At 56.5% G+C, this 12375-nt stretch carries 13 protein-coding genes; 5 read left to right on the top strand and 8 right to left on the bottom strand.

Translation table 11 applies throughout. The annotated features are described in order from the left end of the window. Positions 1-22: 22 nt before the first annotated feature. The 7 genes from J7447_RS30290 to mntR form a co-directional block, all read right to left on the bottom strand. Entirely contained in the window at positions 23-667 is a 645-nt protein-coding gene (locus tag J7447_RS30290; RefSeq protein ID WP_152508072.1) for a plasmid pRiA4b ORF-3 family protein, read from the bottom strand. Continuing rightward, the gene (locus J7447_RS30285) at positions 664-2259 is read right to left on the bottom strand and encodes an IS66 family transposase (protein WP_228866888.1); all 1596 of its coding nucleotides are present in this window, start codon (positions 2257-2259) and stop codon (positions 664-666) included. Before J7447_RS30285 ends, J7447_RS30290 begins: the two co-directional genes overlap by 4 nt. A gap of 96 nt (positions 2260-2355) precedes the next feature. Then, complete coding sequence (gene tnpB / locus J7447_RS30280) at positions 2356-2703, bottom strand: IS66 family insertion sequence element accessory protein TnpB (RefSeq protein ID WP_152508070.1); 348 nt, start codon at positions 2701-2703, stop codon at positions 2356-2358. Next, positions 2700-3137 carry a transposase gene (locus tag J7447_RS30275; protein ID WP_152508069.1) on the bottom strand — a complete coding sequence of 146 codons (438 nt, stop codon included), beginning with the start codon at positions 3135-3137 and terminating at the stop codon, positions 2700-2702. The genes tnpB and J7447_RS30275 overlap by 4 nt, the downstream gene beginning before the upstream one ends. 316 nt (positions 3138-3453) lie before the next feature. Beyond that, positions 3454-4572, bottom strand: a complete 1119-nt coding sequence (locus J7447_RS30270) for an IS110 family transposase (protein WP_152508068.1) — start codon at positions 4570-4572, stop codon at positions 3454-3456. 128 nt (positions 4573-4700) lie between these two features. Then, the gene (locus J7447_RS30265; protein WP_209010120.1) at positions 4701-5090 is read right to left on the bottom strand and encodes a hypothetical protein; all 390 of its coding nucleotides are present in this window, start codon (positions 5088-5090) and stop codon (positions 4701-4703) included. A gap of 369 nt (positions 5091-5459) precedes the next feature. Next, a complete protein-coding gene (mntR, locus tag J7447_RS30260) occupies positions 5460-5915 on the bottom strand; it encodes a manganese-binding transcriptional regulator MntR (protein WP_062492097.1) in 456 nt (151 codons plus the stop codon). 119 nt (positions 5916-6034) lie between these two features. Here mntR and J7447_RS30255 point away from each other — a divergent pair, with 119 nt between their 5' ends. From J7447_RS30255 to phnE, 4 genes are read left to right on the top strand one after another with little or no spacing between them, the layout of a single operon-like run. After that, the gene (locus J7447_RS30255; RefSeq protein WP_077294814.1) at positions 6035-7888 is read left to right on the top strand and encodes a cytochrome c peroxidase; all 1854 of its coding nucleotides are present in this window, start codon (positions 6035-6037) and stop codon (positions 7886-7888) included. Next, positions 7888-8745, top strand: a complete 858-nt coding sequence (locus J7447_RS30250; protein WP_062492093.1) for a phosphate/phosphite/phosphonate ABC transporter substrate-binding protein — start codon at positions 7888-7890, stop codon at positions 8743-8745. The genes J7447_RS30255 and J7447_RS30250 overlap by 1 nt, the downstream gene beginning before the upstream one ends. Beyond that, positions 8742-9512, top strand: a complete 771-nt coding sequence (locus J7447_RS30245; RefSeq protein WP_077294817.1) for an ATP-binding cassette domain-containing protein — start codon at positions 8742-8744, stop codon at positions 9510-9512. The genes J7447_RS30250 and J7447_RS30245 overlap by 4 nt, the downstream gene beginning before the upstream one ends. Then, positions 9512-10255 (top strand): phosphonate ABC transporter, permease protein PhnE, encoded by a 744-nt coding sequence (gene phnE / locus J7447_RS30240; protein WP_062492091.1) that lies wholly within the window; start codon positions 9512-9514, stop codon positions 10253-10255. Before J7447_RS30245 ends, phnE begins: the two co-directional genes overlap by 1 nt. Positions 10256-10419: 164 nt before the next feature. Here phnE and J7447_RS30235 read toward each other — a convergent pair whose 3' ends face one another. Beyond that, positions 10420-11037 carry a transglutaminase-like cysteine peptidase gene (locus J7447_RS30235; protein ID WP_152508051.1) on the bottom strand — a complete coding sequence of 206 codons (618 nt, stop codon included), beginning with the start codon at positions 11035-11037 and terminating at the stop codon, positions 10420-10422. A gap of 541 nt (positions 11038-11578) precedes the next feature. Between J7447_RS30235 and J7447_RS30230 the strand changes: the two genes are divergently transcribed. Further along, positions 11579-12163, top strand: a complete 585-nt coding sequence (locus J7447_RS30230; protein ID WP_082809966.1) for a DedA family protein — start codon at positions 11579-11581, stop codon at positions 12161-12163. The last annotated feature ends 212 nt before the right edge of the window (positions 12164-12375 follow it).

Genomic DNA, 12375 nt, shown 5'->3' with positions numbered 1-12375 from the left:
CACCGCGGCGATGGCGGTTTGATCAATTGTCGGATTTCGAGCGGGTATTCTTTGTCAATCGCACTTTGGCGGCATTGCGGCGGTTTGCGATGCGCAAAAGCGCATATTTGATCGGAAGTTCGTCGATGGTGTCCGGGTCGTACTCGTCGGCCCATTCAGTTGCGTCGGCGTGATTGGGATGGCTCGGATCGGCCAGCGCGTCAAGCATGCCATAGAAGCCAGGAATTCCGCCGCAATCCTCTGGTGGTGCGTTTCTACCGCCGCCGACATAGCACGGATAGGGGGTCGCCGGATTGCCGCTCCGGACGTCGGTCACCGTGAGCCGATGCTCCCAGCTGTCACCGAAGTCATAGAGGTAATTGATCGTCGTCTTGCGAGGCTTCAGTATGTCGCGCAGACGCACCGTGGCCGCCTCCCTGCGTGGCTCCGTTCCCCAATTTTCGTCCATCGGCAGGCCGTATCTTTGCTTGTCGACGGTGAACTCCCAGAGATGGTGGTCGAACCAGCCCATCACGGCCTGGATAACGTCGTGCAGCACTTTCAGGGTGATTGAGGTCGGCACTTCGACCTCGCGCCAGATCAGGGGATCGGTGTCCTGCAATTCGATGCGGACCGTTGCGATCTCGTTTATGCTGTCGGATGCGGCGGTTTTTGGTGATTTGCTCATGCCGCCGATCTCGCAGATTTCGTCTGCCAGTTCCAGGGTAGCAGTTCCTCGACCTGGGATACGGGCGTTTCGGCGATGCGGCCGAGGACATCGGCAAGCCAGGCTTGCGGGTCGACATCGTTGAGCTTTGCCGTGTTGAGCAGCGTCGCCATGAAGGCGGCGCGGTCGGCACCGCGATCCGATCCCGCGAACAGCCATGACTTCCTTCCGAGGGCAAAGCCTCGCAAGGCCCGTTCGGCCGCATTGTTCGTCAGGCAGATCCGGCCGTCGTGAAGGAAGGTGGTGAAGCCGTCCCAACGCTTGAGTATGTAATCAATTGCCTCGGCAACCGAGGAGCTGCGCGACAGCTTGCTCCGCTCAGACCGCAGCCATTCCTCAAGACCTTCAGCAAGCGGAACGCTGTCCCCGCGCCGCCGCTCCAGGCGTTCGCCTGCGTTGAGCCCGTTGATCTCGCGCTCGATGTCGAACAGGGCATCGATGCGCTTGACCGCCTCCAGCGCTATCGGTGAGATCGGTGCAGCGTTCTTCCTGCGCCTGGCGTTGGCGGCGATATCGGCAAGCACGAAGAACTTGCGGCGCGCATGTGACCAACACAGCGCCTGGGTCAGCGGACCAGGATCACGGTCCACCTTGAACAGCGGATTGTAGCCGCTGTAGGCGTCAGCTTGCAGAATACCGGTGAAGCTCTTCAGATGGCGCTCGGGATGTTCCTGGCGCCGGTTGCGAGAGGCATAATAAAGGGCTGCCGGCGGAGCCGTCCCTTTGGCATTCGGGCCGCCGAATGGGCGATCGTCGCGGACATAGGTCCAGATGCGGCCGGTATCGGCCTTGCCCTTGGCCAGGATCGGCACGGTGGTGTCGTCGCCGTGCAACCTCTCGGCACTCAGCACATGCGCTTCGATCAGCGAATGGATCGGCTTGAGTGCCCCCGCGCAGGCGCCGACCTGGTCGGCCAGCGTCGACAGGCTGAGATCGATGCCCTCGCGCCAATAACGCTCACTTTGCCGGTTCAGCGGCTGATGCTGTGCAAACTTCTCAAACAAGATCATCGCCAGGAGGTTCGGACCGGCAAAGCCGCGCGGCGTCACATGGAACGGAGCCGGTGGCTGGGTGATCTTCTCGCACTCCCGGCAGGTGAACTTCTCCCGCACGGTCTGGATCACCTTCCACTGGCGCGGGATCACTTCCAGCGTCTCGGTGACATCCTCACCGAGCTTCGCCAGCTTTGCGGACCCGCAGCACGGGCAACTCTCCGGTGCGGCGACAACAACACGCTCGCGCGGCAGATGCTCCGGAAACGGTTTCTTTGACGGACGTCGGCGTTCAAACGCTTTGATGGTCGATGTTCGCGCCGAGACCTCAGCCGCCAGCTCGTCCTGGGCTGCATCGGCCTCCAGCTCTTCGAGCTGTAATTCCAACTGTTCCAGAAGACGGGCCTTGCGCTCAGAACGGTGTCCGTGGATCTCCCGCTTGAGCTTCTCGATCTCCAGCTTCAGCCGGGCGATCAGGACTTCCGAGTGCGAGTTCACCGCCTGCGCACGGGTGGCGAGTGCCTCAGCTTCACGGCGAGCCGCACGCTCTGCGAGGATCATCGCGTGTGCACTGGCAAGGTCGTCGGGAAGGTCTTCGGCCGCATCGAGCATGGCTGGATGGAATCACATTCGTACCCACCACGCCAGCGCTTTCCACTATCCGGCCGAGCTCGGCCGCCAGGTTTTTTGCGGCATCCGCCAATCGATGCCTTCCAGCAGATATCCGAGTTGGGCCGGGGTGATGGACACCGTGCCGTCCGTCGCCGATGGCCAGATGAACCGGCCGCGTTCCAGCTTCTTCGTGAACAGGCAGGCCCCTTGTCCATCGTGCCAGATCACCTTGATCAAGCCGCCGCTCCGGCCGCGGAAGACAAACAGGTGGCCGCTCATAGGATCATGCCTCAGTGTCTCCTGAACCATCAGCGACAGGCCGGGAAAGCCTCTGCGCATATCCGTATGGCCTGTCGCGAGCCAGACCTTCACACCGCTCGGGACCGGGATCATCGCCGCTCCAGGAGATCGAGAATGCGTCCCAGAGCTTCCGTGTCGATATCACTGTCGACCCGGACCCGTTTACCCCGGCCCAGATCGATCGTTACAACGCTCGGCTTGCGACGCGCACGTTGCGGCGGTGTCGGTTCCGGCGACTGATCCGGAGCCAACAGAGACCGCGCATCGGAAATTGTCACCGGGATAAATTGCGGAGCAGGCGAAGGTGCGGGTGTTGCACGGTCCGTCGACGCCCGACCGTCGGAGATCGTGCAGAGTTGTTTGCGCCACCTAAATAACTGGCTCACGTGGCAACCCGCCGCCCGGGCAATCTCCGACACGCTTGCTCCAGGTTCAAGGCACGCCGCGACAAGCCGCTCCTTATCTTCCTGCGACCACCGCCGGCGGCGCTCCACCGACGTGATCACCTCAATATGCTGATTGGTCATATGACTACTCCTCTTATGTTCGTTTACAAGAGGTGGAGACACAACTTCCCCGCCGCCTTGAGGCGGATGCGGCTAATCAACACCGTTGAACAAAGCAGGAGGCAAGGCATTTCGACGACGGTTGGCATACTCTTATTCGCGGGTTGATTACCGCATTTCCGTTTGTTCGTCTGGGGCTGCCTCGGTCTAGTGTCGGGCGTAGAATAAATCTGCCACATAGGAGTATCGAGGGTTCCCCACCGCGGCCCTGCCTCCAACTTTGATCAACAGATAATGTTTTCCAAGAGGACCTGATCGGACGTGCAGCAGGCCTGTTTCAAGGTTTACTGAGGGGCTCTACTTCTTGCCCGATCGCCCATATGAAGGCGGCCATTTCTCGCGCGATGGCTGTCACGGCGACTGTCTTGGCCTTGCCGGCACTTATCAGTCTTCGATATCGAGTGCACAGCCTCACTTGCCCTTTCCAAGCAATCACGCAGACCGACTTCGGCAGGCCTGCCAGTCTCGCGCTGATTGTGGGGCTGATCCGTGCTGGATAACGGTATGTCCAGGCCCCCTCAATCAGCGCTCGGCGCGCCCGAGCATTGCCTGCTTTAGTGATCCCTCCGCGTCTGACGCGATCGCCCGTTGAACTTTCTGTAGGGACGAGTCCGAGATAAGCCATCAACTGCCGTGGGCTGTCGAACCGACGGACATCTCCAATTTCGACCACCAACGTAACGGCTGTCATGAACGCCACCCCGCGCATCGCCTGGTACGCGGCGACCACTGGGGCCATTGACCACGAGGAAGAAGTTTCTCCAATCAGTTTGTTCAGTCGATCAAGACGAACTCCGGCGTCCTCAACGGTCTGACAATATTCGGCGAGCAATATTTGATGCGCGGGATGATCGAACGCTTGAGATGCCAGCCACCGTCCATGCGCGCGGGTCCAGGCTTTCCGTCCTGCATAGTATCGGCCATGGCGGAGTAAGAACGAATTGAGTTGTTGTCGCGCCTGTTTTTGTGCCTCGAAAGCCGCGTCGCGGGCACGGACGAGGTCGCGAACTGCTTCATGCGCTTCATCCGGCACCCAGACAGGTGTCAACTCGCCAGCTCGATGGAGCCTCGCAAGACTGATAGCATCGCGACGATTGGTTTTTACGCGATCACCGGCACGCTTTGGTACCAATGACGGCGCGACAACACTGCATTCGTGACCCAATTCAACGATTTGCCTATAGAGCCCATACCCGGTAGGGCCGGCTTCATAGCAGAAGTGGAGCTTTGCCCCACGCTTAGCCAATTTCTTGACCATTGCTGCTACCGAAGATGGTTCCGAGGATATGTCGCCCAGAAACCGTACCTCGCCATTGCGCTCGCCGTCGGCAATCGCCACCGAAATCTTCAACTTTGATGTGTCTAGGCCGATGAAAGCTGCGTGCTCGTTTGTCATGTCTTCCCTCGCTGGTCGGTAGGTCGCCCTGGCCAATTCCAGAGCCCACACAATCTACAGCGTGGGTAAGCGGCCCTCGCCAACGAACATACGGTCTAGTGCTATCACTAGGACTGGCAGTCTTCAGCCTACGCCAGCAAGACGGCCTTCACCGGAGGGGTACTGAGCGGTGGACGATCGGGGATAAGCAACTTCAGAACGAACACAGCAACACAAGTAGTCGCAACCACCTGAACGAGAAATATGCCGAGATACCTTACGTCTCTGAGAAACGCCATGTTCTTCGCCCAGAAACCGAAAACTTCTGAATAAAACAATCCGGTCGACCAAATATCGGCACCGGGAAAGATAAAGAAAAACAGCGACACGGCACAGACATACAACCCGACCGAAATCATCGGATGTGAAACACAGGAGTCGGTCAGCTTTTTTAGAATCGGCTTCCGGCCGTTTTCATTAGGAACTTTGTTCTTCATCGCCGCCATTTTGAACGAATTTCGAGGACTGATCCTGAGCATCTAGAAGGTGTCCGAGGTGTTTCACAGGTGTCAAAATGCCGCCAGCTCGAACAAACCGGAGACGTGTTCAAGCCAACGTTCTGGGTTAACCGTCAACCTGTTGTTGGATGCCTAAATCCGGTTCATTCGAAGGTCGATTGCTCGCGCTGGCCTTCTTCCTTGGAGCTGATCTTGCTTCGCCAGCTGTACAACTTGCGATTAGAGTTTCTGGCCGATCAAGGATAAGTCGCTGCACGACCCACAGCGGGGTTTCATTTAGTTTTGCGGCTTCGCGTTGAGTGCACAGGTTGGTCCCATTCCACTCAATATGCTCTTTGCTGGGTTTAGAAGATTGATTTGACGAAAAGTTGCCGCCAACTCGAGCGGTGCTCAGTCGGCGCCGGACGCGTTTCTTTTCACGAAATCCTGAAACACTTTCAGCGTCTCTTCGCTGACATGATGCTCGATACCTTCCGCGTCTTGCTCGGCCACTTCCGCGGAAATTCCTAGTGTAATCAGGAAATCGACGACAATCCTGTGCCGCTTGCGGCAGGCTTCCGCCAGTTGGCGGCCCGCCTCGGTCAAGCGGATATCGCGGTAGCGCTCCTGAAGGATAAGTCCTTCTCGCTTCAGCCTAGCAAGATTTTTCGATACCGTCGGCTGCGCAACACCGAGCCGCTCGGCAATTTCGACCGGACGCGCAGACCCGTTCAGGTGAATCAGTTCCGCGATGAGTTCCACATAGTCCTCGACCATTTCACTCTGGTGCGCGGTGCGCACAGCCTCGAACCCGCTGGCCTGTTCATCGACACTTCTATCGGACACCTTGGGTGAAGGACCGGTCATGAATGGAACACATCCTCTTTGTTTTCATTGTGATTGTGTATGCCGCGAAATTTGCCACTTGACAATGTGTTAGATTACCCTAAGAAAATTTGCCAGAGCTAAACTTAATAGGCGTAGCTATGAAAACTCTCCTTGCCAGCGCGGTGATCTGCCTTGTTCCGGTCATCGCGCAAGCCACCGCAATCAAAGAAGCCCTCTGGGCTCCACGTGCAGCCGCCTATCGGCACACCTTGTTTCTGGGAAACCTTTCCCCAGTCCCCTGGGAGAAAATCGAAGCCAGCTGGAACCGTGCCGTTCCAGGCAGCTCACTTCCGGATGCCGCGGTTTCCCGGGCAAGTGACGAGGAAGCCGCTGCTCTTAACAGTGCTCTTCAGGTGCAGGACAGGCAGGCGCTGTTTGAAGCGGCAACGGTCATCGTTGCTCAGGGGATACTGCGTCACCTGGAAAATGCGGATGCCGGGCTCGGAACTCCGGAAGCAGCCACTGAGTTGGCCAAGGCCGAAACGCTTTACCGCGCCTTTGAAGATGCTATTCGCACCGTCGATGAGCCTGCCGCTCGCCAGCTTGGCAGGGCATGGCTCATCCTGAACTCGTCCCTAGGCAGTGGCGGCGTTCTGGGCCAAGGCGGACAGGAAAGCAACAAGTCAGAATTCGCAAACGCCCGCAAAGATGTTTCCGATTACATTCGTACCAACTACCTGCCGGCAGAATTTGCAACCCGTGACAAGCTGGCTCCTGTTCCGGAAACGGTTTTCCTTTCTGGACAGGAAGTGAAACTGCCTGCAACATTGCCTCCGGGATCAAACATCGCCGATCAAAGCGAGCTGCCGCGCCTTATTCTTCAACTCGAGGAAGCCGGTGAAGACGAAGCCAACCTGCCGCTTGTCGCTTATGGCGACATGCTGTTTGACAGTCCTGAGATCTTCGGCGGTCCTGCGCAGGAACTCGGGATTGCCTGTTCCACCTGCCATAACAGATCCGACATCAACAGGGAGTTCTTCATTCCGGGCCTCAGCTATCGCCCCGGGGGAATGGATGTCGACGGTGCCTTCTTCAATCCGATGTTCAATGACCGGAAGGACGATCACCTCGATACGCCGTCGATGCGCGGTATACGGTTCACCGCGCCTTATGGCCGTGACGGACGCGAACCCAGTCTGCGCCGTTTCATCCGCAACGTGATCGTTACCGAATTTGCCGGCAAGGAGCCGACCCCGTTCCAGCTTGATGCGCTAGTCGCCTATGTCCGTGAGTTCGACTGGCTGCCGAATCCGCAAATCGACCGGGCAGGCCGGTTGACCGACAAGGCCTCCGACGCGGCAAAGCAGGGTGAAGCCATCTTCAACACTGATTTTCCAGGACTGAACGGCAAGTCCTGCGCGTCCTGCCACACGCCGGATCAGAATTTCACCGATGGACTGACACACGATATCGGCAGCTCGGAGCCACCCTTCCCCGGAGGCACGGCTACCGCCTTCGAAACGCCAACGCTGCGCAACATTAACTTCACCGCCCCCTATATGCATGATGGTTCGCTGCCGACGCTGGCCAGCGTTGTGGATTGGTTCAACGACACCAGGAATCTTGGGTTGGACGAAGAGCAACGAGCAGACCTGACGGCGTATCTGGAAGCCATCGGCGATGGCGAAGAGCCCTATCAGCGCTTTGAAGGCCGTGACAGTGTCTTCCGCCTGTCCTGGGAAGAGCTGACTACTTTCGCGTCAACCCTGGACACTCTTCTGCCCGCCCGCGATGTCCAGAATATCGCGTTGCTCATCGATACGGTTGCGCCGGATCTTGCAGCCGACGCCAGCGTGATGACCAATCAGGCGGCAAAATCCGAAATCTATGAACTCAGCGCCATCCTGAGGGCCGTGGGCGATGCCAGCGCTGAAGGTGACTGGGGCGACGCGGAACAGCAATGGCAAAAGTTCAAGACCATGCAGGCCGCAATTGACGAGAGGATGTTTTGATGCTGAACCGCCGTACGTTCTTGGCCGCTGCCTCCGCCAGCTTCGTCCTGCCGGCTTTTGCCGCCGAGGAGGGTCTGACCTTGGCCTTCATACCGCAGGAGAACCCGGAAAAGCTTCTGGGAGATATCAAAGTCATCACCGGCTGGCTTTCGGAGCAAATGAGCGTCCCCGTCACCGGTTTCGTCACTTTTGACCATGCAGCCGCCGTCGAGGCGCTTCGAAACGGCGATGCTGACATTTCCTTCATGGGCGCCCTGCCATTTGTTCTCGCGGAAGATCAGCTCGGAGCGGTACCGCTTTTGTCGGAAGTCTACCGGGGTCAGCCCAGCTACTCCGGACGAGTCTTCGTCCGCAAGGACAGCGGCATTGAAACCCTTGCCGATCTCAAGGGGCGTGACATTGCCTTCGCAGACCCTGTATCGGAATCCGGTTATATCTATCCGCTGGATCTGTTTGTCCGCGAGGGCCTGATTGCCGATGCGGCGGATGCCGACAGCTTCTTCGGCAGGAAATTCTTTGCCGGTGGATACCAGCAGGCGATGCAGGCCATGGCAAACGGATTGGTCGATGCCTCCGGAGCGAGCCAATATGCGGACCTCTTTTTAACACCGGACCAGCAGGCAGAAGTCAGGGTTCTGGCGGAATCGGAACAGATCCCGAGTCATGCGGTCATTGCACGCCCCGGCCTTGATGCCGGATTGCAGGCAAAGTTCGTTAAGGTGATGCTCAGCCTGAACGATCCGGAAAACCGCTACCTGCTGGCCTATCTCTACGGCCCGGACGGTTACGTTACCGCCGACCCGGAAGTCTATGAAGGCGTTCGCGAAACCGCGCGGCGCTATGGTTTCCTGAAATGAGTGTTGCCGCCGCCCTTTGCGATGTTACGCATCAGTTCGATGAGCATCCAGCCCTGTCGAATATCTCCCTGACCCTGAAGGAAGGAGAGACCGTTGCGTTTCTGGGGCCGTCAGGGGCGGGAAAGTCAACCCTGCTGGCACTTCTCGACGGGCGGTTGCGGAACTGGCGCGGTACGGCAGAAGTTCTGGAGACACCTTACTCGGCGACAGCACGTCCCCCGAGAGATGCAAGATCGGAGGTAGGCTTCATTTTCCAGGAATTCGCGCTGGTTGACCGGTTGAGCGTTTACCAGAACGTGATGAACGGAAGGCTTGGCCGGATGCGGACCTGGCAATCGCTCTGGAGCCGCTTCGGTGAACGCGATCACCTTGTCGTCTCCGGTGTTCTGGAGGATACCGGATTGACCGATCTGGCCGCGCGCCGCGCGGACAAACTCTCCGGCGGACAACGGCAACGCACCGCCATCGCCCGGTGTCTGGCCCAGGAACCGAAACTGATCCTGGCAGACGAACCGGTCAGCAATCTCGACCCGGCCAATGCCGAGAAAATTCTCGGCCTGATTACAGGTGCTGCCCGCAAACGCGGCATCACCGTCGTCTTCAGCTCGCATCAGCCGGAGCTGTCACAGCGTTTCGCCGATCGCATCATCGGCCTGCGCGACGGCAAACTGCTCTTCGACCGGCCTTCGGGGCAGGTAAGCGCTGCCGATATTTCGGAGCTTTATCATGGCGCGTCTCCGAGCGCCGAACTGCGTGTGGTGAGTTGATGTCGCGCACCGTGACCTGGCTTGTGCTGGCCGCTGCCATCTTGTGGTCACTGGGAAGCGCAGATATGGGATTGGAAAAGCTCCCCGGCGCAAAGGCGCGCCTGGGCGAATTTTTCGGCCGGATGCTGCCGCCAGACATGTCCATTTGGCCGGAAGTTTTGCAAGGTCTGGCGGAGACCCTGCGCATTGCCATTCTGGGAACTTTCTTCGCCGTCCTGTTTTCCGTCGTTCTTGGCATTTTGGCAGCGGAAACACTGGTTCCGCCGGCAATCTGGCGGCCCGTCCGATCGCTGCTTGCGATCGTGCGGGCAATTCCGCTGATCCTGGTTGCCATGCTGATGGTCGGTGCAGTCGGCCTTGGACCGTTGCCCGGTATCCTGGCAGTGACATTTCACGCAACGGGCATGCTGGCGAAATTTTACGCAGAGGCGATCGATACCGTCTCGCCCGAACCGGTGAAGGCACTGGAAAGCGCGGGCGCCAACAGATTACAGCAACTGCGCTGGGGGATCTGGCCGCAAATGGCGCCGCTGGTTCTGCGCGATACCGTCTTCCGGTTCGAACTGAATTTGCGCGAGAGCCTGATCCTCGGCGTCGTCGGCGCAGGCGGCATCGGTCTATATATTCAGACCTACGTCCGCTCGTTTCAGTACGACAAGGCAGCGACGGTGACGCTGGCGATCATCATTCTTGTGCTGCTATCAGAAGCCGTGAACACCGCTTTGCAGAAACGCTTCTCCTGATTAGATGTGCAGCTTTTCGAACTGATCATGATGTCCAAAGAAGCTGCGACCCTAAAAACGCAACTAATTCCGAAGCCTAATCAGCGGGCTCCTTCCTCACTGTTCTGCGCATCAATTAAGACCGCGGTCCCAGAGGAAGGCTCCAGGACGTCTAGAGTAAACCGTTACTTCCTTGGTACGCTGGCAACAGTGGTCACGCGGGCGTCGTCAATCCCGGTCCAAAGCGCGGCGGAATACGGAGATTGACGTTTAATGTATCGGTACGGCGTCGAATACCAAGGCAGAACTGTTTCAGCTTGGTTGTCCAATATCATGTCCCCGTAGTCCGTGCGGACTGTCAGCACAGCATGACCACCATTCTGGAGGTCCTTTGCGACGGTGATTAGCAGAGTGCTGCGCGGCCATCCCGCATTTAGAAGCTCTCGTTGCTTTTCAAGGACATATTCCTCACAATCTCCATATCCGTCGTCTGGGTAGGTCCAATACTCTGGTTTGCCATAGAGATCGTCATCGGTCATTGGCCGAACACGACGATTTACATCCGTGTTAATCGCGAGCAATTCCTGCCATCTTTCTTCCGTCAATTTTACGACGACCGGCTCATAGCGTTCATTTGAACAAGCACCAATGTTGTCTCGGCAAAACTGTACGTATCCGATGGGTGCTTTGACGTCTTGTTTCATGTCCATAAAGCGCCCGGTATCGGCTGACGCAGACGCGGAAGAAGTTACCAACAATGCCAGAAAAGTTGTTGGCAGAAGTATATTTTGTAGTCTTTTCATCCCAAAGCCCTCCCTTAAGGCTGGCTTCACGATGTCATCTTGAATTTTATTTTAATAAAAGCTTCTCAGTAAGTATTGAGTCAAATAAAAAGAAATATAAACTAATATTTGAATTACATTTTACTATAATTCTAATTAGACTTGTCTAAAATTTTATCTTTCTCCTGCAACAAACTGATATGCTTACATTTCTTCCGTTGATGGTCCTTGAATTAAATAAAGGAGGATTTGGCGTGCACCCTGACAATCGAGAGCTTAAAAAGAAATCCAGAAGGCAATTCAGGTGAATATTTCGGCAAGTTTTTTGAAGGCAGAGCAACCCATTGATTGGATCGCCGCGACCAAACGAGGTTCCACAGCATACGTCCAACAACTACAGGCGGCCTGATCCCGCTCGTGACAATTCAACCTTTTTGAGAATGGCCTTACGGCCGAAAAAGACGGCCCTCGCAGAGGGCCTCTCACTGCTACCTTGGAAAAACAATCCAACACAGTTCCAACGTCGTATGTACAGTACCGATATGTTGGCTGGGTATAGTCGATGGACGCACTTGAAGAATGGATCAGAGTAAATTCGTACTTGGTATACGGGATACTATTTTTTTATTGTGCGATGAAAAGTGGGGCTCTGCCGCTGTTTGCTGCTATCTTTGCCAGCACTGATGATCTTTCGATATTTGCAGTATCTGCGGCATCCTTTCTTGGCGGATACTTAGGTGATGAAGCACGGTTTTATCTTGCGCGGCGATATGGTGACTATTTGACAAGCCGGCTGCCAAGATTAGGTGTGATTGTCAAACGAGCTGAAGGCTTGCTTGCGAGGCACGGAGCCAAATACATTTTTTTGTACCGATATCCAAAAGGTATGCGAACGATCGGCGCATTTCCGGTCGGGTTAAGCAATATGTCCTGGTTGCGTTTCACTGTTTTCAACGCAGGATCCGCTGCCTTGTGGACCACGTTGCTAGTTGCGTTTGGATATGTGTTTGGTGTTGCGATAGTAGAGACTGTAGAACGTAATTGGGGCTGGCTTAGCGTTGTCGCGATAGGGGTATTCGCACCTTTGGTTTGGCTTGTGTATCGCAATAATTTGACGAGTGCGCAAAAGGGATTAAGAACTCCCTAGTGTCAAAAACAAAAAATAACCACTTTTCCGGACAATCAAATGTACGGTCGATGTGCTCGCATTTGTAACAGCTCTGTTCTGTCCTTGTTGCGAGAGAACCAGAAGACCTCAACGATTCCTATTGCGAGGAAACCGAACAATGAACGTTGCCCTCCTGAGATGCGAGTATTCTAGCGAAATGTCAGGTAGTTATGCGTCCGGAGATATTTGAA

This window comes from Labrenzia sp. R5_0, assembly GCF_017743835.1.
In the GTDB taxonomy this organism is placed as follows: Bacteria; Pseudomonadota; Alphaproteobacteria; order Rhizobiales; family Stappiaceae; genus Roseibium; species Roseibium algicola.
The sequence above is the reverse complement of the archived record's forward strand: the minus strand, read 5'-3'. Positions and strand labels throughout refer to the sequence as shown.

Bases quoted from the DNA above. Each gene is read 5' to 3' on its own strand.
- J7447_RS30290 (WP_152508072.1), bottom strand. From the start codon at position 667: ATGAGCAAATCACCAAAAACCGCCGCATCCGACAGCATAAACGAGATC.
- J7447_RS30285 (WP_228866888.1), bottom strand. From the start codon at position 2,259: ATGATCCTCGCAGAGCGTGCGGCTCGCCGTGAAGCTGAGGCACTCGCC.
- tnpB (WP_152508070.1), bottom strand. From the start codon at position 2,703: ATGATCCCGGTCCCGAGCGGTGTGAAGGTCTGGCTCGCGACAGGCCAT.
- J7447_RS30275 (WP_152508069.1), bottom strand. From the start codon at position 3,137: ATGACCAATCAGCATATTGAGGTGATCACGTCGGTGGAGCGCCGCCGG.
- J7447_RS30270 (WP_152508068.1), bottom strand. From the start codon at position 4,572: ATGACAAACGAGCACGCAGCTTTCATCGGCCTAGACACATCAAAGTTG.
- J7447_RS30265 (WP_209010120.1), bottom strand. From the start codon at position 5,090: ATGCTCAGGATCAGTCCTCGAAATTCGTTCAAAATGGCGGCGATGAAG.
- mntR (WP_062492097.1), bottom strand. From the start codon at position 5,915: ATGACCGGTCCTTCACCCAAGGTGTCCGATAGAAGTGTCGATGAACAG.
- J7447_RS30255 (WP_077294814.1), top strand. From the start codon at position 6,035: ATGAAAACTCTCCTTGCCAGCGCGGTGATCTGCCTTGTTCCGGTCATC.
- J7447_RS30250 (WP_062492093.1), top strand. From the start codon at position 7,888: ATGCTGAACCGCCGTACGTTCTTGGCCGCTGCCTCCGCCAGCTTCGTC.
- J7447_RS30245 (WP_077294817.1), top strand. From the start codon at position 8,742: ATGAGTGTTGCCGCCGCCCTTTGCGATGTTACGCATCAGTTCGATGAG.
- phnE (WP_062492091.1), top strand. From the start codon at position 9,512: ATGTCGCGCACCGTGACCTGGCTTGTGCTGGCCGCTGCCATCTTGTGG.
- J7447_RS30235 (WP_152508051.1), bottom strand. From the start codon at position 11,037: ATGAAAAGACTACAAAATATACTTCTGCCAACAACTTTTCTGGCATTG.
- J7447_RS30230 (WP_082809966.1), top strand. From the start codon at position 11,579: ATGGACGCACTTGAAGAATGGATCAGAGTAAATTCGTACTTGGTATAC.